The 23,006-nt window shown below is 61.2% G+C and carries 13 protein-coding genes and 2 pseudogenes; 9 read left to right on the top strand and 6 right to left on the bottom strand.

Features of this window, described 5'->3' with window-relative positions:
• Positions 1–21 precede the first annotated feature (21 nt).
• The 4 genes and pseudogenes from mscK to ACU680_RS12320 form a co-directional block, all read right to left on the bottom strand.
• Positions 22–3,375 (bottom strand): mechanosensitive channel MscK, encoded by a 3,354-nt coding sequence (gene mscK, locus ACU680_RS12305; RefSeq protein WP_448179563.1) that lies wholly within the window; start codon positions 3,373–3,375, stop codon positions 22–24.
• A gap of 34 nt (positions 3,376–3,409) precedes the next feature.
• Positions 3,410–5,152, bottom strand: coding sequence for a potassium/proton antiporter (locus ACU680_RS12310; RefSeq protein WP_367082727.1), 1,743 nt, complete (start codon positions 5,150–5,152; stop codon positions 3,410–3,412).
• Positions 5,153–5,469: 317 nt separating this feature from the next.
• The gene (locus tag ACU680_RS12315) at positions 5,470–6,342 is read right to left on the bottom strand and encodes a methyl-accepting chemotaxis protein (protein WP_371042268.1); all 873 of its coding nucleotides are present in this window, start codon (positions 6,340–6,342) and stop codon (positions 5,470–5,472) included.
• A 30-nt stretch (positions 6,343–6,372) separates the two neighbouring features.
• Positions 6,373–7,125 (bottom strand): annotated as a pseudogene (locus ACU680_RS12320) (MCP four helix bundle domain-containing protein); the annotation flags it as partial.
• Between the two features lie 248 nt (positions 7,126–7,373).
• Between ACU680_RS12320 and ACU680_RS12325 the strand changes: the two are divergent.
• The 4 genes and pseudogenes from ACU680_RS12325 to ACU680_RS12340 all read left to right on the top strand — a co-directional run bounded on the left by ACU680_RS12325 (position 7,374) and on the right by ACU680_RS12340 (position 9,941).
• Positions 7,374–7,604 carry a hypothetical protein gene (locus ACU680_RS12325; RefSeq protein ID WP_007967306.1) on the top strand — a complete coding sequence of 77 codons (231 nt, stop codon included), beginning with the start codon at positions 7,374–7,376 and terminating at the stop codon, positions 7,602–7,604.
• Positions 7,601–7,903 (top strand): cell division protein ZapA, encoded by a 303-nt coding sequence (locus tag ACU680_RS12330; RefSeq protein ID WP_027611351.1) that lies wholly within the window; start codon positions 7,601–7,603, stop codon positions 7,901–7,903. Before ACU680_RS12325 ends, ACU680_RS12330 begins: the two co-directional genes overlap by 4 nt.
• A gap of 145 nt (positions 7,904–8,048) precedes the next feature.
• Positions 8,049–9,074 (top strand): annotated as a pseudogene (locus tag ACU680_RS12335) (cache domain-containing protein); the annotation flags it as partial.
• 135 nt (positions 9,075–9,209) lie between these two features.
• A complete protein-coding gene (locus tag ACU680_RS12340; RefSeq protein ID WP_438826478.1) occupies positions 9,210–9,941 on the top strand; it encodes a methyl-accepting chemotaxis protein in 732 nt (243 codons plus the stop codon).
• A gap of 140 nt (positions 9,942–10,081) precedes the next feature.
• Here ACU680_RS12340 and ACU680_RS12345 read toward each other — a convergent pair whose 3' ends face one another.
• Positions 10,082–11,884 carry an acyl-CoA dehydrogenase gene (locus tag ACU680_RS12345; protein ID WP_448179564.1) on the bottom strand — a complete coding sequence of 601 codons (1,803 nt, stop codon included), beginning with the start codon at positions 11,882–11,884 and terminating at the stop codon, positions 10,082–10,084.
• A 255-nt stretch (positions 11,885–12,139) separates the two neighbouring features.
• Positions 12,140–16,093: a trifunctional transcriptional regulator/proline dehydrogenase/L-glutamate gamma-semialdehyde dehydrogenase gene (putA, locus tag ACU680_RS12350; protein ID WP_448179565.1), complete on the bottom strand. Its 3,954-nt coding sequence runs from the start codon at positions 16,091–16,093 to the stop codon at positions 12,140–12,142.
• Between the two features lie 457 nt (positions 16,094–16,550).
• Between putA and putP the strand changes: the two genes are divergently transcribed.
• The 5 genes from putP to ACU680_RS12375 all read left to right on the top strand — a co-directional run bounded on the left by putP (position 16,551) and on the right by ACU680_RS12375 (position 22,900).
• Entirely contained in the window at positions 16,551–18,035 is a 1,485-nt protein-coding gene (putP, locus tag ACU680_RS12355) for a sodium/proline symporter PutP (RefSeq protein ID WP_086794202.1), read from the top strand.
• Positions 18,036–18,384: 349 nt separating this feature from the next.
• Positions 18,385–20,400: a type VI secretion system Vgr family protein gene (locus tag ACU680_RS12360; protein ID WP_448179566.1), complete on the top strand. Its 2,016-nt coding sequence runs from the start codon at positions 18,385–18,387 to the stop codon at positions 20,398–20,400.
• The gene (locus tag ACU680_RS12365; protein WP_448179567.1) at positions 20,390–21,094 is read left to right on the top strand and encodes a DUF4123 domain-containing protein; all 705 of its coding nucleotides are present in this window, start codon (positions 20,390–20,392) and stop codon (positions 21,092–21,094) included. The genes ACU680_RS12360 and ACU680_RS12365 overlap by 11 nt, the downstream gene beginning before the upstream one ends.
• 331 nt (positions 21,095–21,425) lie before the next feature.
• A complete protein-coding gene (locus ACU680_RS12370; RefSeq protein ID WP_097087106.1) occupies positions 21,426–21,746 on the top strand; it encodes a hypothetical protein in 321 nt (106 codons plus the stop codon).
• Between the two features lie 314 nt (positions 21,747–22,060).
• The gene (locus ACU680_RS12375) at positions 22,061–22,900 is read left to right on the top strand and encodes a 23S rRNA (adenine(2030)-N(6))-methyltransferase RlmJ (RefSeq protein WP_204894362.1); all 840 of its coding nucleotides are present in this window, start codon (positions 22,061–22,063) and stop codon (positions 22,898–22,900) included.
• The last annotated feature ends 106 nt before the right edge of the window (positions 22,901–23,006 follow it).

A 23,006-nucleotide genomic window follows, 5' to 3' on the forward strand; every position in this document is an offset into this window, starting at 1 on the left:
ATTCTGCTGGGATCAGACCGGTTAGTCGAGTTTGGCTGGCGGCGGCTCTTGCAGCGGCTTTTGCTCGCCACTGATCGGCACGATGGTTTTGCTCTCGTCCTCGATCGGCACCAATTTGTATTCCTGGCCATGAAGGTTTTTCAGGTACACCTCCATCTGCCGGAACGAGATGTTGATGTGCTGCTTCTTGAACTCGCGGTTGATGAAGCGGTTCACTTCGTCGATCACCGGGTTACGGTCGCCAAGGTCACGCACGTGCATGCGCAGTTCGTGGTCGAGGGTGCTTTCGCCGAAGTTGAGGAAGTACACGTGCGGCTCGGGCTCTTTGAGCACGCGCGGGTTTTCCCGGGCAGCCTTGAGCAGCAGTTCCTTGACCAGATCCAGATCCGAGCCGTAATCCACGCCCAGCTTCAAGGTGACGCGGGTGATGGTGTCGGTCAGCGACCAGTTGATCAGTTGCCCGGTGATGAACGTCTTGTTCGGGACAATGATGTCCTTGCGGTCGAAGTCGGTGATGGTCGTGGCGCGGATGCGGATCTTGCTCACCGTGCCCGACAGGTTGCCGATGGTGATGGTGTCGCCGATCCGCACCGGGCGTTCGAACAGGATCATGATGCCGGAGATGAAGTTGGCGAAGATCTCCTGCATGCCGAAACCGAGGCCCACCGACAGCGCCGCCACCAGCCACTGCAGCTTGTCCCAGCTCACTCCGAGGGTCGACAGTGCCGAGACGAAACCGACGCCGGCGATCACGTAGGACAGCAGCGTGGTGGTCGCGTAGGCGCTGCCCTGGGCCAGGTTGAGCTTCGACAGCACGAACACTTCGAGCAGACCCGGCAAGTTGCGCGCCAGGGCGAACGTGATGCCGATGATGATCAGCGCGCCGAGCATGTCGCCGATGCTGATCGGCACCATGCTCATGTTGGCGCCGGTGCCGCTGGTGTATTCGTAGAGGGTGATGTTGTCGAGGTACGAGAACACCGAAATCAGGTCGGCCCAGACCCAATACAGCGCGGCGATGAAGCCGCCCAGCAGGGCCAGACGGATCAGGCGCAGGGACTGTTCGTTGACCTTTTCGATATCCAGCGTCGGCTCTTCGATCACCGCTTCGCCGTCGCCGGCCTCTTTCGCCGCCTGACGCTTGGCCAGGGCGCGCTGGTAGGCCAGACGTCGTGCGGCGACCGCCAGACCACGGACGAACGTGGCTTCGATCACCAGCCAGAACATCAGCAGGTACAGGGTGTTGATCAACCGGTCGCTGAGTTTCAGCGCGGTGTAGTAGTAGCCGAAGCACACCGCGACGAACAGGGCGATCGGCAGCAGGGTGAACATCACGCCGACGGCCTTGCGGAACAGCGAGGTGTTTTCGTGCGCCGGGCTGCTGATCAGCAGACGGCTGAGCAGCCACGCCATCAGGGCGTAGCAGGTCAATACCACCGGCATGCCGAGCACGTCGTCAGCCAGCGCCGCCGGTTGCAGCTCGGCGACGGCCACCACGGTCACCAGCGCCATCACCACCAGCCCGAGGCGACGGATCCAGCCCTGCAGGAACTCGACCTGCGGCTTGTCCCAGCGGAAATGCAGCTCGGCCACGCCGCCCGGCGAGAGAATCCGGTAGGCGGTGTAGAACACCAGCCACGCCTGACCCATTTGCAGCAACGCCGCACCCATGTTGGCGTTCTGCCCGCGGGCATCGATCTGCAGGGCCAGGCCGCACAGGCCCAGACCCAGTGCCACCGGCATCGCCAGCAGAATATTGATCAGGATCGCCTGCGGCGTGTGCCACTGGCTGTCACGCTTGAAGTGACCGATGTCCTGGTGAACCTTGTTCAACCGCGCATACAGCGCCTTGCGCCGCCACAGCAGAGCGCCGATCAGCAGGGCCAGCGGCAGGAACAGCAGCGGACGCTGGGTCAGGCCATCGGTCAGCTCGCTCAGGCTCGAGGCCAGCGGCAGGGTGTCGATCTGGCGCTTGAGGCGCTCCGGCACGCTGCGTATCCATTCAGCGTCCAGTGGTTTGTTGCTGGGAATCCAGAACATCTGCTCATCGAGGGTCGCGCGCAGGCTTTGTGCAGTGCTCAGCAGTTGCTTCTGGTTGAGCTGCAGGGTGATCGATTCGTTGAGCACCGCACTCAGTTCGCGATTCAGACGCTCCAGCAGGTCGGCGCGGGTGTTGGCCAGATCCAGCAAGCTTTTGCGCAGTTGCGGGGTGACCTGCTCCGGCGGTTGAGTGGAAAGCAGGTTGTCGACGTAGGTCGCCGGGTTGCTCAGCAGTTCGCGTTGCTGGCTGACTTCGAACTGATACAGACGAATGTCGGCAATCTGGTCCGCCAGATCGCGGTCGACCTTGAGTCGTGGCAGCGCCTGTTTCTGCTTATAAAGAATCTTCGACAGCAGCAGGCTGCCCTTGAGCACGTTGATCTGCTCGTCGAGGGCGGAGTCGCTCTGGGTCAGGCTGTCGAGTTGCTGTTTGGTCTGCAGGTTCTGCTGGGTGACTTCGTTGAGGCGGTCGGTGCTCTTGAGCAGGTAGTCGGAAAGCTTGAGGTTGGCGGCGCTTTCAGTGGCGAGCAGGCTGCTGCCGCCGGCCTTTTGCGCTTCGATCGACTGCTGGGTGACGGTTTCCTGCGACTGCGCCAGACGCTTCTGGTTGATCAGGGTCTGCAGTTCCTGGATCTCGCGGTCGAGGCGGTCGGCTTTCTCCGAGAGCAGGTCATGCTGGCTGTTGCCCAGGTCCTGCAGCTGGCTGTTGCCGGCCAGTTCCTGACGGCGCAGCGGGATCAGCGCGTTCAGCGCGGCGAGTTCCGCATTCAGCTGGTCGCGCTGTTCGGCACTGACAGTCTTGCCGCTGTCCTTGCCGGACTTGAGGATGTTATTGATCTGCTGGATGCGCGTCTGGCTGGCGGAGATTTCCGCTTGTGCCCGCTCGGGACGGGTCTGCGCGGTGATGATCAGGCTGTTGGCATCGGCCAGGGCTTTTTGCAGATCGCTTTGCTGGGTCGAGCGATCCGTGAGGATCTGCTCCAGCTGCTGGATCGACTCTTTGCTGAAGCGCTGCGCCACCGGCACTACCGCCGTGGCCTTGAGGCGCGCCAATTCGCGGGTGTTCTCGATGGTCTGCCGAGGGGCAGAGGCCAGTTGCTGCTTGAGGTCGATCAGTTTCTGGTCGTAATCACGCCGGCTGTTGAGCTGATTGAGCGTGTTTTGCAGGACCGTTTGCAGGCTCTTTTTATCGGCATCCGGCAGTTTGCTGTCGGCCAATTTGTCCAGGCTGGCCTGCACGGCTTCGCTGGATGGCGGTTCGGCGGCGTACAGCGGGCCGACGGAAAGACTCAGGCCCAGCAGGGCCGCAAAAAAGAAGGAGCGCAGGGTAGGCATAGAGACCGGTCAAGCAAGTGAGAGTGGACGCAGTTTAGAGGAAGAGCCCGGGGCCCGGGCGACTTCCTTCGGGGAATCTGACGCCCACTTTGCCGATCTTGTTCCCGTCCATGACCGCAACCGTCCAGTGGGTGTTGTTCCATTCCACCTGGTCACCCACGATCGGTGCGCCACCGACTTTGTGCGCAATGAACTCGCCCAGGGTCATGTCCGGATCGATGCCCTCGGCCGGCAACCCGTAAAGCGCTGCAACCGCTTTAAGCTGGGCGTTTCCTTCGAGCACGAAGTCGCCGAAGAAGCGCAGATCCAGACCGCGTTGCGGCGCCTGGCTGAACAGTTTTCCGAGCGCCGGCAAGTTGTGTTCATGGCCGATAACACACAGCAAATCATCGACTTCCAGCACCGTACTACCCGACGGATGGAGCAGTTGCTGGCCACGAAACAGCGCGGCGATACGGGTGCCTTCGGGCATTTTCAGCTCGCGCAGGGGCGAACCGATGCACCATTTCTCCGCGCCAAGCTTGTAGACGAACAGCTCCCACTCGCTGGTGATGTGCACTTCCAGCGCCGAACGGGAGATTGGCGCAGGCTCCGGCGGCACCGTCACCTTGAGCAGTTTGGCGACCCACGGCAGGCTTGTGCCCTGCACCAGCAGCGACACCAGCACGATGAAGAACGCGAGGTTGAAGTACAGCTGCGCATTCGGCAGCCCGGCCATCAACGGGAACACCGCGAGAATGATCGGCACCGCGCCGCGCAGGCCAACCCAGGAAATAAAGGCTTTCTCGCGGCCATGGAACGCCTTGAACGGCAGCAGGCCGACCAGCACCGACAGCGGCCGGGCGAACAGAATCATCCATAGCGCCAGACCGAGAGCGGGCAGGGCAATCGGCAGCAAATCATGCGGGGTGACCAGCAGTCCCAGCACGAGGAACATGCCGATCTGCGCCAGCCACGCCATGCCGTCGAGCATGTGCAGAATGCCGTGACGGCTGCGCACCGGGCGGTTGCCGATCACCAGACCGCACAGGTACACCGCGAGGAAGCCGCTGCCGTGCAGGGCGTTGGTCAAAGCGAACACCACCAGGCCGCCGGCGATCACCAGAATCGGGTACAGGCCGGTGGCGAGGTTGATCCGGTTGACCAGTTGCAGCATCAGCCAGCCGCCACCCAGACCGATCACGCCGCCGATGCCGAACTCGCGGATCAGGTGAGTCAGCAGGCTCCAGTGCAGGCCGGTCTGGCCGCTGGCGAGCATGTCGATCAGGGTCACGGTGAGAAACACCGCCATCGGGTCGTTGCTGCCGGATTCGATTTCCAGGCTGGCGGTCACCCGTTCGTTGAGGCCCTTGCCGCCGAGCAGCGAGAACACCGCGGCGGCGTCCGTGGAACCGACAATCGCGCCGATCAGCAGGCCCTGGATCAGGTTCAGGTCGAACAGCCACGCCGCCGCCATGCCGGTCAGCCCGGTGGTGATCAGCACCCCGACCGTCGCCAGCGACAGCGCCGGCCACAAGGCCACGCGGAAACTCGAAACGCGAGTGCGCAAGCCGCCATCGAGGAGGATCACCGCCAGTGCGAGATTGCCGACCAGATAGGCCGTGGGGTAGTTATCAAAAATGATCCCGCCGCCATCGACCCCGGCGGTCATGCCGACCGCGAGGATGATCACCAGAATGGGGATGCCGAGACGGGAGGAAAGTGAGCTGACAAGAATGCTCGCACCTACCAGCAACGCGCCGATCAAGAATAGGCTGTTGATGGTCGTCGCATTCAAAGGCAGTACTCCAGAAGCGTAAAGACGGGCACAAACTGACCATGCAGTCTGCGTGCCAGCGATTCTAACCTGTTGAAATGTGATGCTGTCAAAAAGCTTTTTACCGCGTGATCACACAGAAGGTGCGGCATGTGATGACTGTGGCGAGGGAGCTTGCTCCCGCTGGGGTGCGCAGCGCCCCAAAAATCAGGCGCTACGGTTTTTTCAGAGCAGACGCAGTGGCTGGATTGCGACTGCTGCGCAGCCGAGCGGGACGGTGCGACGACTCGACAAGCTCCCTCGCCACAGAAAGTTCATTTACTTCAAGGTATATGTCGTTACAGGCTGAACCGTCCGACCATATTGTTCAGATCCAGCGCCAGGCGCGACAGCTCGTTGCTCGCCGCACTGGTCTGATTCGCGCCGGTGGCCGATTGCACCGACAGGTCGCGGATGTTCACCAGGTTGCGATCCACTTCGCGGGCCACTTGCGCCTGCTCTTCGGCGGCGCTGGCGATTACCAGGTTGCGCTCGTTGATTTCGACAATCGCGGTGTTGATGGTGTCCAGCGACATCCCGGCGCCACGGGCGATGTTCAGGGTCGATTCGGCGCGCTCGGTGCTGTTGCGCATCGAATCCACGGCGTGTTCGGTGCCGCTCTGGATGCTGCCGATCATCCGTTCGATTTCGCTGGTCGACTGCTGGGTACGATGCGCCAGGGCACGGACTTCGTCCGCCACTACGGCAAAACCACGCCCGGCTTCACCGGCACGCGCCGCTTCAATCGCTGCGTTCAGGGCCAGCAGGTTGGTCTGATCGGCCAGGCCACGAATCACGTCCAGCACCTTGCCGATGTCGCGGGATTCGTTGGCCAGATCACCGATCAGGCTCGCCGTGCTCTGCACATCGGCGCTCATGCGTTCGATGGCGCTGACGGTTTCCTGCACCAGATCGCGGCCATCGCCCGCCGAGGTGGTGGCGTTCTTCGAGGCTTCCGAAGTGCTGACCGCGTTGCGGGCGACTTCTTCCACGGCGCTGGTCATTTCATTGACGGCGGTGGCGGCCTGTTCGATTTCGTTGTTCTGCTGGGTCAGGCCACGGGCGCTTTCGTCGGTGACGCTGTTCAGTTCTTCCGCCGCAGACGCAAGCTGGGTGGCCGAGCCGGAGATGCGCTGCAAGGTGTCGCGCAGCTTCGATTGCATCTTGGCCATGGCCGCCAGCAGACGCCCGGCTTCGTCGCTGCCGTCGACGTGGATCGGCTGGGTCAGGTTGCCTTCGGCAATGGTTTCCGCCGCGTCCAGTGCTTTGGAGATCGGCTTGGTGATGCTGATGGTCAGCAGCCAGGCGAACAGCAAGGTCAGGCCGGTGGCGATCAGCAGAAGAGTCACGACCAGATTGAAGGACATCGAGTACTGGTTGGCTGCACCTTGATTCGTCTCGGCGATTTGCTGGGTGTTGATTTCCAGCAGGCGCGCCAGGGCGGTGTTCACCGCTTCCGAGTTACTCAGCAGGTCCGAGTTGAGCATCTGCCGCAGCTCATCGATCTGATTGTTGCGCGACAGGGTTTTCATTCGGTCTTCGAGTTGACGGTACTGAGCCAGGAGCTGCACGTACTGGTCGTAGGCCGCGCGCTCCTGCGGGCCATCGATCAATGGCTCATAGGCACGCTGAGCGTCGGCGATCTGCCGGTTGCGCAACTCGAACAGCTCGATGGTTTTCTGCTGCACGTCCGGTTCGCGGTTGATCAGCAACCGATACGACAGCACCCGTAGGCGCAGCGTCAGTTGAGTGAATTCATCAACGGCCTTGACCGATGGCACGCTGGCAGTGGCGATGTCTTCGCCAGCTGCACGGATTTTGCTCATCTGGTTCAAGGCGAACACGCCGAGAATCAGCATCAGGCCGCCGATCAGGGCGAAACCGGTGAACGCCCGGGGGGCGATATTCATATTGCGAAGGGACATGGCGCGGATACCAGAAAGGGCCGCATCCATGCGGGCTGAGACGGCTGAATGGATGACTTATCGGTCATACGACTAAAGTCTTGAGGCGCTGTGCGTATTTGTCGCATATGGCCCGGGGCGACGAAGTGCAGGAACCAGATCGGCAGATCACAGTCTTTAAAACTCGCGAGAACGGTCGGCCGCCAGGAAAATCAAGGCCTTGCGCCGGTATAACCCTGGCATCCGCAGTGACTTTTCTTTATCGTACGCGCCCTTTGAAAAACGCCTGGAAGATCAAAATGTTGGAAGCATCCCTCAGCCAATTGGAACAGCTCGTCAGCGATCTGGTGCAACAGAACCAGACCCTTGCGCAAACGAACCAGACCCTGTCCACGGAACTGGCCCAGGCCAAGGATGAAAACGAAAGCCTGCAACTGAGCCTGATGGAACAGGAAGAGAAGCACGGCGCCACCGCAGCGCGCATCCAGGCTCTGGTTGATCGCGTCAACGCAGGTCCTGTCAGCGCATGAACCATGGCACCGCAGGGGTAAAAGTCATCTCCATTCTCGGGGAGGACTATTCGATCAAGGCACCGGCCGGGGAAGAACAGACCCTGCTGGACGCCGCACTGATGCTCAAGGCCGCCCTGGCCGACACCAAACGCAAATACCCGACGCTGATCGGTGACCGCTTGCTGGTGCTGGCTGCGATGAACCTGTGCTCGCAGCAGATCGAAATGAAGAAGCAGCATCAGGCAGAACTCGACCGTTACCAAGAGCAAGTCAGCGCCACGGTCGACACCATCGCCAAGACCATCAATCAGGGCTGATGGGGTTGCGCACAACCAAAGAATAGATTGTCGATACAGGTTGTATACAATCGGCACGGCTGTTGCATTGTTTCGGCCACTTATTCTTTGGGGGTGCTCCATGCAGTTGTGGCGACGCAGTATTCAATGGCAGCTGATTCTCAGCATGGGCACCGCCCTGCTGGTCAGCATCCTGATCGTGGTTGGCATTTATACCCTGGTGGTCAACCGCCTCGCCCAGAGCTATCTGGTCGAACAAGCGCTGCCGTCGAGCATCGAAGCGACGCGCAACGACATCGAACGCATCCTCGTGCAACCGCTGACCGCCGCCAAGGACATCGCCAGCAATTCCATGGTGCGAGACTGGCTGGCAGCGGGTGAAGACAGCAGCAAAACAGCGGCTTTCGCGCAGTATCTGGAAGGCATCCGCGCCGAACACAAAGCGTTCACCGCGCTGATCATCGGCACCGTATCCAATCACTACATCACCGAAAAAGGCCTCGACCGCACCCTCAGTCGGAACAAACCGGCGGACGCCTGGTTCTATTCCTTCCTCGACAGCAATCAGCCGCGCACCCTGAATATCGACAACGATGGCGCCACCGGAGAATTGGCGCTGTTCATCGACTTGAAGGTCGAGCAGGCCGGCAAAGTGGTCGGCGTGGCCGGGTTGGGCCTGAGCATGAAGGAGCTGTCGGAACTGATCCACAATTTCAGCTTTGGCGAGCGCGGCAAGGTCTATCTCGTGCGTTCCGACGGTTTGATCCAGGTTCATCCCGAGGCGCAGTTCAGTGGCAAGCGCACCCTCACGGAGCAGATCGGTGCGTCAGCGGCGCAAGCGGTCATGGGTCAAAAAGTTGCCACCAGCAGTTCCTTCCAGCGCGATGGCGAAGACTTCCTCGCCTTCAGCCTGCCGCTGCGCGATCTGGGCTGGACGCTGGTGGCCGAAGTGCCGCAATCGCAGATCTACGCCGAAGCCCGCAAGGCGATGTGGATGAGTGGCGGCATCGGTCTGGCGGTGGCACTGGTGTGCCTGGCGCTGGTGGTGTGGCTGGCCCAAGGGCTGGTGCGACCGATTCGTCAGGTAACAGCCGCGCTGGTAGCGATCGGTAGCGGCGGTGGAGATTTGACCCATCGGTTAGATTCCAGCCGCGCCGATGAGCTGGGCGATCTCGCGCGCGGCTTCAACCGTTTTCTCGACAGCCAGCGCGGGCTGATCGGCGAAGTGCTGACCACCAGCGAGCGCTTGCGCACGGCAGTCGGCCAAGTGGCGAAAGTGGTGGAAAACACCGCTGAACGCTCCGGGCGCCAGCAGGAGATGACCGACATGGTCGCCACGGCGGTGCACGAGATGGGACTGACCGTGCAGGAAATCGCGCAGAACGCCGGCAACGCCGCGCTGGCTTCACAAACTGCTCGCGATGAAGCGCTGCAGGCGCGGGAGGTGGTCGGCGGTTCGATCCGTCATATAGAAAGCATGTCCGATGAGATCGGCGTGGCGGCGGGCGCGGTGGGTGAGCTGGCGCATCAGGTGGCGTCGATCGATTCGGTGCTGGCGGTGATTCGCGGGGTATCCGAGCAGACCAACTTGCTGGCGCTCAACGCGGCGATTGAAGCGGCGCGCGCCGGAGATATGGGGCGCGGGTTTGCCGTGGTGGCGGATGAAGTGCGCACCTTGGCGCGCAGGACTCAGGCGTCTACCGACGAGATCCAGCAGATGATCGGCAGCCTCAAGCAAGGCGCAGAGAATGCCGTGTCATCGATGCGCACCGGGCAGGCGGCGACCGGCACCGGGGTTGAATCGAGCCAGCGTACCGGCGCGTCGTTGACCGCGATCACCGGGCAGGTCGAACGCATCAGTGACATGAACCATCAGGTGGCGACCGCGACGGAAGAACAGTCGGCGGTGACTGAAGAGATCAACCGCAACGTGCAGGGAATTTCCGATCTGGCCCGGGCCACGGCGGGGGAGGTTCGCGCCTGTCGTGAGGATTGTCAGATGTTGCAGCGGTTGGCGGATGATCTGGCAAGGCAGATGGGTGGGTTCAAATTGAGCTGATGAGTTGGCAGTTCGGGCCTCTTCGCGGGCAAGCCCGCTCCCACAGTGTCCGTGTCGTACCAAAACTCATGTACACCAGAAAAACCTGTGGGAGCGGGCTTGCCCGCGAAGACGGCATCAGCAGCGACAAAAAAACTGGATCAGAACCACGCATCCCGCATCGCCAGACACGCATCATCCCGCGCCTCCAGCAACGCCAGCTCATGCTGGCAACCCGGCACTTCCCACGTCAGGAAGTACCGCGCTGCCTGCAACTTGCCCTTATAGAAGTCAGCATCCGCCGCATTGCCCTTGGCCAAACCTTCCTCGGCGCGAATCGCCTGCTCCAGCCAGCGCCAGCCAATCACCGTGTGCCCGAACACCTTCAGGTACAGCGCCGAATTCGCCAGGCTGCTGTTGATCTTGCCCTGCGCCAGATCGGTCAGCAAACCAATGGTCACCGTTTGCAGGCGCGCCACCAGTTGCTCCAGTGGCTCACGCAATGCCGTTAACGATTCGTACGCGGTCGCGCGCTCGGCGGTGTTGGCGATCAGACGGATCAATTGCTTGAGACCCGCGCCGCCGTTCTGCGCCAGTTTGCGCCCAAGCAAGTCCAGCGACTGGATACCGTGGGTGCCTTCGTGGATCGGGTTCAGGCGGTTGTCGCGGTAATACTGCTCCACCGGGTATTCGCGGGTGTAACCGTGACCGCCGAGGATCTGGATCGCCAGTTCGTTGGCCTTCAGGCAGAACTCCGACGGCCAGGATTTGACGATTGGCGTCAGCAGGTCCAGCAACTCATGGGCCTGTTTGCGCTCGGCTTCGGTCTCCAGCGTGGTGGTGTCATCGAACAGCCGCGCGGCGTACAAGCCGAGGTCAAACGCCCCTTCGACGTAGGACTTTTGCGTCAGCAGCATGCGTCTTACGTCGGCGTGCTGAATGATCGCCACCGGCGCGGTGCTCGGATCCTTACTGTCCGGCACTCGACCCTGCGGGCGTTCGCGGGCGTATTCCAGCGAGTACAGGTAACCGGCGTAACCGAGCATCACCGCGCCCATGCCAACGCCGATCCGCGCCTCGTTCATCATCTGGAACATGTAGCTCAAGCCATGATGCGGCTTGCCCACCAGATAGCCGACACACTCGCCGTTATCGCCGAAATTCAGCGCGGTGGAGGTGGTGCCGCGCCAGCCCATCTTGTGGAACAGCCCGGCCAGCAGCACATCGTTGCGCTGGCCGAGGCTGCCGTCAGCGTTGACCAGAAACTTCGGCACGATGAACAGCGAAATGCCCTTCACCCCCGGCGGAGCGTCCGGCAGCTTGGCCAGGACCATGTGCACGATGTTTTCCGACAGCGGGTGATCGCCGCCGGAAATGAAGATCTTGTTGCCCTTTAGGCGATACGTGCCGTCGGACGCAGGTTCAGCCCGGGTACGAATATCCGACAGCGATGAACCGGCGTGCGGTTCGGTCAGGGCCATGGTGCCGAAGAAGCGCCCGTCGATCATCGGTTGCAGGAAGCGCTGTTTCTGCTCGTCGCTGCCAAAGCTTTCGATCAGGTTGGCCGCGCCCATGGTCAGGAACGGGTAGGAAGTGGTCGCCGCGTTCGCCGCTTGAAAGTGCGCAAAGCACGCTTGCGACAGCAGCGTCGGCAGTTGCATGCCGCCCGCTTCGAAGCTGCGCGCGGCATTGAGGAAGCCGGCCTCGAGGAACGCGTCCACCGCCGGTTTTACCTCGGGAATCAGCATCGCCTGACCGTTCTCGTAGCGCGGCTCGTTCTCGTCGCCCTTGCGGTTGTGCGGTGCGAAGTATTTCTCGGCGATGCTGCGGGCGGTGCCGATGGCCGCGTCGAAAGTCTCGCGGTTGTGTTCGGCAAAGCGCTCACGCCGGGTCAGGCCCTCGGCATCGAGGACTTCGTACAGCTCGAAAGCCAGATTGCGGGAACTGAGCAGCGTCTCGGACATGGCGGCTTACCTGAGATTTGGGGTTGGGCCGAGTCTAGGCGTGCTGATAAAGGCTGAATACGATGATTGATGACGGTGATGTTGGGGCCCATCAAGAACTTTGCAAACACCAAAACCACTGTGGGAGCTGGCTTGCCAGCGATGGCGGCAGATCAGTTAGCATTAATGCTGGCTGACACATCGCTATCGCTGGCAAGCCAGCTCCCACAGGGTCTGGCGTACCGGGCAGCCATTGCGGCTGCCCGGGTATCGGTATTAACCGATAGTCATCAGGCTGGCATTACCACCCGCCGCCGCCGTGTTGACGCTCAATGCCCGCTCGATCACCAGACGCTCCAGCGCAATGTTGGTCTCGCTCTGGGACAGGCCCTGAACCCCGACAATCGCACCGGCACGCTTGGCAATCTGCTGGCACACGCCACGCAACTGGTCGGAATGGCCGTGATGCAGCACCGCATCAAACACCACTTCGTCCTTGTGCCAGTCGGCGACCCGTTTGATCCGCGCCTGGACGTCCTTCGGCAGGCGTGCGAACAATGCCTTGCTGATGTCGGACTCCGGCCATACCGCCGAACCGCCGACAGCCAAGACCGCCGCCAGTTGGGTCAGCAGATCGCCTTCGACGTCGGCCAGGCACAGCACGTGTTCACGCGGCAGGATCGCGTAGCTGTTCTTCTCGCCGGTCGGGCCGGCCAGCACACGGGTGATGCCGCTTTGCGACTGGGCGGCGTACTGCGCGCACAGGGCGCTCAGTTCGGCGTACTGGTTGCTCTCGGCCCAGGCCTTGAAGGCGTTCAGCGGTTTGCTCATGGCATCACGCAGACGCACGTCCGGGGCGACGACTGCATCACCGCGAGCGAAGGATTGTTCGATGGCGTCAGTAGGACGCGTCGACAGCAAACGGTACAGGTACAGCGGACCACCGGCCTTCGGACCAGTACCCGACAGGCCTTCGCCGCCGAACGGCTGCACGCCGACCACGGCACCGACGATGTTGCGGTTGACGTAGACGTTACCGGCGTTGACGTTGTCGATCACCTTGGCGATGGTCTCGTCGATGCGGGTGTGCACGCCGAGGGTCAGGCCATAACCGGAGGCATTGATCTGGCCGATCAACTGGTCGATGTCCTTGCGCTTGTAGCGCACCACGTGCAGCACCGGGCCGAAGATCTCGCGCTGCAGTTCGTCGAAGCTTTCCAGCTCGATCAGGGTCGGCATGACGAAGGTGCCGCGTTTGACTTCTTCGCTGTCGGCGATAGCCACCTGGTACACGCTGCGACCTTTATCGCGCATGGCCTGGATGTGCTTGTCGATGCCGGCCTTGGCTTCGGCGTCGATCACCGGGCCAATGTCCACGGACAGACGTTCAGGGTTGCCGAGACGGCTTTCAGCCATCGCGCCTTTGAGCATTTCGATGACACGGTCGGCGGAATCTTCCTGCAGGCACAGCACGCGCAGTGCCGAGCAACGCTGACCGGCGCTGTCGAAGGCCGAGGACACCACGTCGATTACCACTTGTTCGGTCAGTGCCGAAGAGTCGACGATCATTGCGTTCTGGCCGCCGGTTTCGGCGATCAGCGGAATCGGACGGCCCTGGCTGTCGAGGCGACCGGCGATGTTGCGCTGCAGCAGACGCGCGACTTCGGTGGAGCCGGTGAACATCACGCCTTTGACGCGCTCGTCACCGACCAGACCGGCACCGACGGTTTCACCGCGACCCGGCAGCAGTTGCAGCACGCCTTCGGGAATCCCGGCTTCCAGCAGCAAACGTACGGCTTGCGCGGCGACCAGCGGCGTCTGCTCGGCCGGTTTGGCCAGTACCGGGTTACCGGCGGCCAGTGCGGCAGCGACCTGACCGCTGAAGATGGCCAGCGGGAAGTTCCACGGGCTGATGCACACCACCGGGCCCAGTGGGCGGTGGGCATCATTGCTGAAATCGTTGCGCGCCTGCACCGCGTAGTAACGCAGGAAATCGACCGCTTCACGCACTTCGGCGATGGCGTTGGCGAAGGTCTTGCCGGCTTCACGGGCCAACAGGCCCATCAAAGGTTGGATCTCGCCTTCCATCAGGTCAGCAGCGCGTTCCAGAATTGCCGCGCGCTCGGCGGGCGGGGTGGCCTGCCAGATCGGTGCAGCATTCAGCGCGCACTGGATCGCGTTGTCGACGTCTTCGACGGTAGCTTCCTGCACGTGGCCGACCACATCGCGGTGATCCGCCGGGTTCAGCACTGGTGCCGGCGCTTCATTGCTGGAAGCGCAACCGAGCATTGGCGCGGCTTTCCAGTTGTTGTGCGCAGTGGCGAGCAGGGCGCAGGACAGCGAGGCCAGACGATGTTCGTTGGCCATGTCGATACCGGCGGAGTTGGCGCGCTCGGCGCCGTACAGATCACGCGGCAGCGGAATACGCGGGTGCGGCAGGCCGAAACCACCTTCCACGGTCGCCATCTGCTCGATCTGCGCTACTGGATCGGCCACCAGTTCCTGAATCGAAATCGACTGGTCGGCGATGCGGTTGACGAACGAAGTGTTGGCACCGTTTTCCAGCAGACGACGTACCAGGTACGCCAGCAGGGTTTCGTGGGTGCCGACCGGTGCGTACACGCGGCACGGACGGTTCAGCTTGCCTTCGGAAACTTTACCGACAACCTGCTCGTAGAGCGGTTCGCCCATGCCGTGCAGGCACTGGAATTCGTACTGGCCTGGGTAATAGTTCTGACCGGCAATGTGATAAATGGCCGACAAGGTGTGGGCGTTGTGCGTCGCGAACTGCGGATAGATGACTTCCGGCACCGACAGCAGTTTGCGCGCGCAGGCAATGTAGGAAACGTCGGTGTACACCTTGCGGGTGTAGACCGGATAGCCTTCCAGACCTTCGACCTGGGCGCGCTTGATTTCGCTGTCCCAGTACGCGCCTTTCACCAGACGGATCATCAGGCGATGACGGCTGCGGCGGGCCAGATCGATCACGTAGTCGATCACGTATGGGCAACGCTTCTGGTAGGCCTGAATCACGAAGCCGATGCCGTTCCAACCGGTCAGTTGCGGCTCGAAGCACAGGCGTTCGAGCAGATCCAGCGACAGTTCCAGGCGGTCGGCTTCTTCGGCGTCGATGTTCAGGCCGATGTCATATTGCTTGGCCAACAGGGTCAGCGACAGCAGACGCGGGTACAGCTCGTCCATCACCCGCTCGTACTGCGCACGGCTGTAACGCGGGTGCAGGGCCGAGAGCTTGATGGATATGCCCGGGCCTTCATAAATCCCACGGCCGTGGGAGGCTTTGCCGATCGAGTGGATGGCTTGTTCGTACGACGCCAGGTACTTCTGCGCGTCGTGTTCGGTCAGCGCCGCTTCACCGAGCATGTCGTAGGAATAGCGGAAGCCCTTGGCTTCGAACTTGCTCGCGTTGGCCAGTGCTTCGGCGATGGTTTCGCCGGTGACGAACTGCTCGCCCATCAGACGCATGGCCATGTCGACGCCCTTGCGGATCATCGGCTCGCCGCTCTTGCCGATGATGCGGCTCAGCGACGAAGTCAGGCCGGCTTCGTTGTGCGTGGAAACAAGCTTGCCGGTCAGCAGCAGACCCCAGGTCGCGGCGTTGACGAACAGCGACGGGCTGTTGCCCAGGTGCGGCTGCCAGTTGCCAGTGCTGATCTTGTCGCGAATCAGTGCATCGCGAGTGCCTTTGTCCGGGATGCGCAGCAGCGCTTCGGCCAGGCACATCAGTGCCACGCCTTCCTGGGACGACAGGGAAAATTCCTGCAGCAGGCCCTGAACAATGCCAGCACGGCCGCCGGCACTTTTCTGGTTACGCAGTTTTTCCGCGATGGTCGCGGCGAGTTTGTTAGTGGCCTCGGCCATCGGAGCCGGCAGGCGCGCCTGCTCGATCAGCATCGGCACCACTTCCGGCTCGGGGCGACGGTAAGCGGCGGTGATCGATGCGCGCAGTACCGATTGCGGCAGGATGCTTTCAGCAAATTCGAGGAAGCACTGGTGGGCGTGATCGGTATGGACTTCGCCAGCGTCATCGCTGTCCTTGGCGGTCAAACCATTCAGCTCGGTCAGGGTTGCACCACCCTCGAGTTTTTCCAGGTAATTGAAAATTGCCTGCTTGATCAACCAGTGCGGCGTGCGATCAATCGAGGTCGCGGCAGCCTTCAGGCGCTCGCGGGTCGGGTCATCGAGTTTGACCCCAAGGGTGGTGGTAGCCATATTTTTATCCTCATGGTTGCCACAGTTGCGTGGCATCAGCTGGCGGCAAGATTAGCCGCGCGCCGAAAGAGGTGCAACCGGGTGCAACCCTTTTTTTGTCGGAAAAATAAGCAGTTCATCAGGAAATATTTTCTGGTACGAAAGTGCCGCTCTTGCTTGGTGCTTTTACTTCTAGCGGAGCGCCGTGACTGCGCTAAAAAGGAGCAAAAACGGCGTATTTATCGGTATATCCGACTAGGTGCAACTTAATCGCCAGAAACTGGTTGCACCTTTTTTACTTTGTTGCATAGCATTCGCGCCCAAGGTGCAACCGGGAATACCCGGTGCATCGGCTGGTGGCTTTCCTGGGGAAACATCAGTCCTAAATGCGCGGGATCCCGATTCGTCTGCCAAACGTCGTCGTTTGAGCGCGAGCAATCACCGCTGCAACATAAAAACAAAGCCAGGGCGTAACTTAATGAGCGTAAGCAATCCAACACTGATCACGTTCGTGATCTACATCGCAGCAATGGTACTGATCGGCTTCATGGCCTATCGCTCCACCAACAACCTTTCTGACTACATTCTTGGCGGCCGCAGCCTCGGCAGCGTGGTAACGGCGTTGTCTGCCGGTGCTTCCGACATGAGCGGCTGGTTGCTGATGGGCCTGCCGGGTGCCATCTACATGTCCGGTCTGTCCGAAAGCTGGATCGCCATCGGCCTGATCGTCGGCGCCTACCTGAACTGGCTGTTCGTCGCCGGCCGTCTGCGTGTGCAGACCGAGCACAACGGTGATGCGCTGACCCTGCCGGACTACTTCTCCAGCCGTTTCGAAGACAAGAGCGGCCTGCTGCGCATCATTTCGGCGGTGGTGATTCTGGTGTTCTTCACCATTTACTGCGCTTCCGGCATCGTGGCCGGCGCCCGTCTGTTCGAAAGCACCTTCGGCATGTCCTACGAGACGGCGCTGTGGGCCGGTGCTGCGGCGACGATTGCCTACACCTTCGTCGGCGGTTTCCTCGCGGTGAGCTGGACTGACACCGTACAAGCCACACTGATGATCTTCGCCCTGCTGCTGACGCCGATCATCGTGCTGCTGGCCACCGGTGGCGTCGACACCACGTTCCTCGCCATCGAAGCCCAGGATCCAAGCAACTTCGACATGCTCAAGGGCACCACTTTCATCGGCATCATCTCGCTGATGGGCTGGGGTCTGGGTTACTTCGGTCAGCCGCACATCCTCGCGCGTTTCATGGCTGCTGACTCGGTGAAGTCGATTGCCAACGCCCGTCGCATCTCCATGACCTGGATGATCCTGTGTCTGGGCGGCACCGTCGCCGTGGGCTTCTTCGGTATTGCCTACTTCTCGGCGCACCCGGAAGTGGCCGGTCCGGTGACCGAGAACCACGAGCGGGTATTCATCGAGCTGGCGAAAATCCTCTTCAACCCATGGGTGGCCGGTGTCCTGCTGTCGGCGATTCTCGCCGCTGTGATGAGCACCCTGAGCTGCCAGTTGCTGGTGTGCTCGAGCGCCCTGACCGAAGACTTCTACAAAACCTTCCTGCGCAAATCCGCCTCCCAGGTTGAACTGGTCTGGGTCGGCCGCGCGATGGTGTTGCTGGTGGCACTGATCGCTATCGCCATGGCCGCCAACCCGGAAAATCGCGTGCTGGGCCTGGTGTCCTACGCCTGGGCCGGTTTCGGTGCCGCGTTCGGTCCAGTGGTGCTGATCTCGGTGATCTGGAAAGACATGACCCGCAACGGCGCACTGGCCGGCATCCTGGTCGGCGCCATCACCGTGGTGGTGTGGAAGCACTTCGAGGTGATGGGTCTGTACGAAATCATCCCGGGCTTCATCTTCGCCAGCCTGGCGATCTACATCGTCAGCAAAATGGGCGAGCCAACCAAAGGCATGGTGCAGCGCTTCGAAGCGGCGGAAAAAGATTTCCACCTGAACAAGTGATGCACTGAGCTGCGGCTCACAGAAAAACGGCCCGTTTCCTACAAGGAGGCGGGCCGTTTTTTATGTCTGTGATTTCTCAAGAACAAGGAGAACCCTGTGGGAGCTGGCTCGCCAGCGATGGCGGTGTGTCAGTGAGCGAATAAGTTGAATGTGCCGGCCTCATCGCTGGCAAGCCAGCTCCCACAGGTTCAGCAATGAGTTTCAGAGATGTGTCTGTAGTCGAAAACGTCGATTTCTGAAGGGGCTTTCGACAGCAAAGGTAGGGCAAATCTGATTTTTCTGTCACCCACCCAACATCCCTTGCCCCTCATGCAGAATCGCCCGCCCTCATTCTGCAGAGAGACATCGGATGTTCGCGCCTGCCAATCAACCGCGTTTCACGTTGACCCTCGAAGGCGCCCAAATTGATCTCAAAGTCCTTGAGTTCACGGGCAAGGAAGCCATCAGCCAACCGTTTCGTTTCGAGCTGGAACTGGTCAGTGAACGGCCCGATCTGGATCTGGAAAGCCTGTTGCATTGTCAGGCGTTTCTGAGCTTCGATGCAGATGGCAGCGGCATTCACGGTCAGATTTATCAGGTTGGGCAGGGCGATTCCGGGAAACGTCTGACGCGCTATCACCTGAGCCTGGTACCGCGTCTGACTTACCTCGGGCATCGCATCAACCAGCGGATTTTTCAGCATCAGACGGTTCCACAGATCGTCGCGCAGATCCTCAAGGATCACGCAATCCTGCGCGATGCCTTCGAGTTCCGCCTCGGCAGCGATTACCCGGTGCGGGAATATTGCGTGCAATACGCCGAGAGCGATCTGGCGTTCATCCAGCGCCTGTGTGCCGAGGTCGGCATTCATTACCACTTTCAGCACAGTCCCGAAGGCCATCTGTTGGTGTTCGGCGACGATCAAACGGTGTTTCCTCGCCTGGCCGAGCCGACGCTGTATCTGCCGGGCAGCGGCATGGCGTCGACGGCGCCGGCCATCAAACGCTTCAACGTCCGGGTGGAGACTCGCACCAGCGTGGTCACCCGGCGCGACTACAACTTCGAAAAGCCGCGACTGCAACTGCAAAGCCGCAGCGACAGTGAGCAGCGCCCGGTGCTCGAGGACTATCACTTTCCCGGCCAATTCAACGATCGAGAAACCGGCAGGCAACTGGCGCAACGTACGCTGGAAAGGCATGTCGCCGACTACCGTCAGGCTGAGGGCATCAGCGACGTATCCGCACTGGTTTGCGGACATTTCCTGCAACTGAGCGAGCATCCGCGCCAGGACTGGAATGACCTGTGGCTGCTCACCGCCATCGAGCATCATGGCCGACAGCCGCAAGTGCTGGAGGAATCGGTGACCAGCGATGGGGAAACATTCCAGGGTTACCGTAATACCTTTCTTGCCACGCCGTGGGAGGTGTTCTTTCGCCCGGCGTTGGGGCCGGAAAAACCGCGCATGCCCGGTTATCAACCTGCCGTGGTCACCGGGCCGCAAGACACGGAAATCCATTGCGACGAGTACGGCCGGGTCAAGGTGCAACTGGCCTGGGATCGTGACGGCGAGCTCAACGAGCATTCCAGTTGCTGGCTGCGCGTTGCCACGGGTTGGGCGCATGATCATTACGGCAGCGTGCTGATCCCGCGGGTCGGCATGGAAGTGCTGGTCGGTTTCATCGATGCCGATGCCGACAAACCGTTGGTGATAGGTTGCCTGCCAAACGCCGCAACTCCGCTGCCGCTGGACCTGCCCGCCGACCAGACCCGCAGCATCTTCCGCAGCCAGAGCAGCCCCGGTGGTGGCGGTTACAACGAGCTGCGCATCGAGGACAAAAAGGGCGCCGAAGAAATCTACCTGCGCGCCCAGCGCAACTGGACGCAGCATGTCCTGCACGACCAGCAGGTGCAGGTCGACAACCAGCGCAGCATTGTCGTCACTGGCCTTGCCAGCCATGAACTCAAGGCTGACGAGCAGCGCATCACCCACGGCCAGCGCCAGACCGAAGTGAAACAGGACGATCACCTCACGGTTATTGGTGATCGGCATATTCGGGTGAGCAATCAGGCGACCAGCGCCAGCACGCAAATTCACCTCAGTGCCGGCCAGCAAGTGGTGATCGACGGCGGCGCGAGCGCGACAATTCAGGCCGGCGGGCAGTGGATCAACATCGGCCCCGGCGGGATCTTCAGCAGCGTACCGATTCAGGTCGGTGGTTCGCCGATGGCCGCGATGAGCGCGGCACCGAGTGTGCCGGGATTGCCGGCGAAACTTGCAGCGGCACCGGCGGCCATGCTCACCGCCGCACAAATCATGAGCTTCAAAGGTGATGCGCCATTCTGCGAAGAATGCGAGCGCTGCAAGGACGGTGTCTGTGCAGCCTGATTGCCTCACGCCCTCAGAGTGGCTGGCGCGTGAGCCGCTGAAACCTTCGGAGCAACTGTTCGCGATTTTCAGTAATGCCAGCGACGCCAGGCCTCCGTTGGTTGCACCGAGCCCGATCTGGGCGGACACGATCTACGCCGAGTGGGACGCGGTGATGCCCTTCGTGGGAATTGTCGCGGCGGGCAGTGAGCTTCTCGATTGGGTGGCCTCTACCGAGTCTCGCGACTGGGGTTGGCTGGCGGTGTCTTCCGCGAGCCTTGAAGTGCTGGTCGAGCACTTTCGCAGCCTGACTCAAGTGCTGATGCCGGACGGCACAGCGGTGTTTTTCCGATTTTGGGATGGGCGGTTTGTGTTGCCGATCCTGCAGTCCGACGAAGTGCAATCGGCGCAGTTGATTCCGGTGATTTCGCGCGGTTTGATCAACGGACAGGCTGTGGAGATCGGGGGCAGGGCACAGGTTTCGGGGCGGGTGTTTCCCTGGTGGAAGGTGCCTGAGTCGGTACTGGCTTCAGCAGGGAATGCAGTCCGGATCGGCAATGCGCTGCAGTGGCTGAGCGAGGAGCATCCGGCGCTGCACGAGGCGTTTCCCGAGGCTGTGTTGCGCTGCAAGGTTCGGCAATTTTTTCAGGTTTCAGCGTCGGAAGAATCGTCGCAATCGGCGTTATTGGCGTATTTGCAGGACGAAGCAGAGTGAAATTTCCGGGCGAAGGCTTCGGACGTTTCCTGCGAGTTGCGGCGGATTTCATGAACTGGTGGGCGGTGGATTGCGGGGATAGTCTTTTCGTTGTCACTGCGAGAGTGGTGGCAGGGTGTAGGAACCCGAACTTCAAATGTGCATCAGTACCGTTGATTGGTTGCGACACTTGACTAGTGTCCACAACGCCTTTCATGGCGGCTGTGTGCGGGACACGTTTCGACGTGGCTGATTTGAAGTTCCTCAGTTCCTACTCCCGCGCATGGCTGCCACCCAAACCCGTAGGAAGGTCGATGGCAGTCTCAATTTAGAACTTCGAGAATGCTCAAATATGACGATGCTTAAACCCGACCCACCCTACGAAAAAATCATCCCCCATCCCGACAACCGCTTCATGGCCCTGACCGGCAATTGCAGCGACATGCCCACCCTGTTCATCGACACCCAAGTCCCCCTCGACATCCTCATGGACGCCGCCAACCACCGCATCCGCGCCGTGATTCAGGTGCTGGAAAACATGTGCATGCGCGGCTCGGTCGAATGCGACTCGATCATCCTCAGCGACTTCGCCATGCTCTGCGCCATTCCGCTGCGTGACGGCTGTGATGTGCTGGATGTGATTGGCAAACGCCTCGGCAACCTGTCCCTTTAAGCCTGAGAGCGTTTTTGTGGCGAGGGAGCTTGCTCCCGCTCGGCTGCGTAGCAGCCGCAACCCGGTTGTCGCTGTGTCAGACGAAATGGGGGATTGAGGTCTTGGGGCCGCTGCGCAGCCCATCGGGGATGAATCCCCTCGCCACAAGGCAAGGGCAAAAGATCGCAGCCTTCGGCAGCTCCTACAGGGTGTACGCCAATCCCGTGCAGGAGCTGCCGAAGGCTGCGATCTTTGCTGCTGAGGCCCGCTCGGCCGCCAACCCCTGACTTGCCGCCCGGTAAAAGGTAAACTTTGCGCCCTTCGCAGGAGCAGCCATGAATTATCGTCACGCCTTCCATGCCGGCAATCACGCCGATGTGTTCAAACACCTGACCTTGACCCGCCTCATCGCCCTGATGTCGCGCAAGGAGCAGCCGTTTGCCTATCTCGACACGCACGCCGGTATCGGTCTGTATGACCTGCAGGGCGATCAGGCCAACCGTACCGGCGAGTACCTGGAGGGCATCGCGCGGTTGTGGGATCAGCCGGATCTGCCGGCGCTGACTGCCGACTACATGAAGGTGCTGCACGAGATGAACCCGGATGGCCAGTTGCGCTACTACCCGGGTTCGCCGGAGTTGGCGCGGCGTCTGACCCGGCCGCAGGACCGGGTGATGCTCAACGAGAAGCACCCGCAAGACGGCGTGCTGCTCAAGGACAACATGGCCGGCGACCGTCGGGTCAAGGTGCATCTGGGCGAGGGCTGGCATGTGGCGCGGGCGATGTTGCCGGTGCAGGAGAAACGCGCGGTGATGCTGATTGATCCGCCGTTCGAGCAGCTTGATGAGATGCAAAAGTGTGCGGCGTCGCTGAAAGAAGCGATTGGCCGCATGCGTCAAACCGTGGCGGCGATCTGGTACCCGGTGAAGGATCAGCGTGCGTTGCGCCGGTTCTATCAGGATCTGGCCGGTACCGGCGCGCCGAAGTTGTTGCGCGTGGAGCTGCTGGTGCATCCGCTGGATACGCCGAACAGCTTGAACGGCTCCGGGATGGCGATTGCCAATCCGCCGTGGGGGCTGGAGGAAGAATTGCGTGAACTGCTGCCGTGGTTGTCGAAGAAGCTTGGGCAGACTCAGGGTGGGTGGCAGATGGATTGGTTGATTGCCGAGAGCTGAGTCGCAGAACTTGTGGCGAGGGAGCTTGCTCCCGCTCGGCTGCGCAGCAGTCGTAAAATCGGAGAGCCGGTTCTTCCTGAAGAACGCGTTCACCAGTTTTGGGGGC

The organism is Pseudomonas sp. LF020 (assembly GCF_053456425.1).

Coding starts and splice junctions, on each gene's coding strand:
- mscK (WP_448179563.1), bottom strand. CDS start 3,375: ATGCCTACCCTGCGCTCCTTCTTTTTTGCGGCCCTGCTGGGCCTGAGT.
- ACU680_RS12315 (WP_371042268.1), bottom strand. CDS start 6,342: ATGGCCAAGATGCAATCGAAGCTGCGCGACACCTTGCAGCGCATCTCC.
- ACU680_RS12325 (WP_007967306.1), top strand. CDS start 7,374: ATGTTGGAAGCATCCCTCAGCCAATTGGAACAGCTCGTCAGCGATCTG.
- ACU680_RS12330 (WP_027611351.1), top strand. CDS start 7,601: ATGAACCATGGCACCGCAGGGGTAAAAGTCATCTCCATTCTCGGGGAG.
- ACU680_RS12340 (WP_438826478.1), top strand. CDS start 9,210: ATGGTCGCCACGGCGGTGCACGAGATGGGACTGACCGTGCAGGAAATC.
- ACU680_RS12345 (WP_448179564.1), bottom strand. CDS start 11,884: ATGTCCGAGACGCTGCTCAGTTCCCGCAATCTGGCTTTCGAGCTGTAC.
- putA (WP_448179565.1), bottom strand. CDS start 16,093: ATGGCTACCACCACCCTTGGGGTCAAACTCGATGACCCGACCCGCGAG.
- putP (WP_086794202.1), top strand. CDS start 16,551: ATGAGCGTAAGCAATCCAACACTGATCACGTTCGTGATCTACATCGCA.
- ACU680_RS12360 (WP_448179566.1), top strand. CDS start 18,385: ATGTTCGCGCCTGCCAATCAACCGCGTTTCACGTTGACCCTCGAAGGC.
- ACU680_RS12370 (WP_097087106.1), top strand. CDS start 21,426: ATGACGATGCTTAAACCCGACCCACCCTACGAAAAAATCATCCCCCAT.
- ACU680_RS12375 (WP_204894362.1), top strand. CDS start 22,061: ATGAATTATCGTCACGCCTTCCATGCCGGCAATCACGCCGATGTGTTC.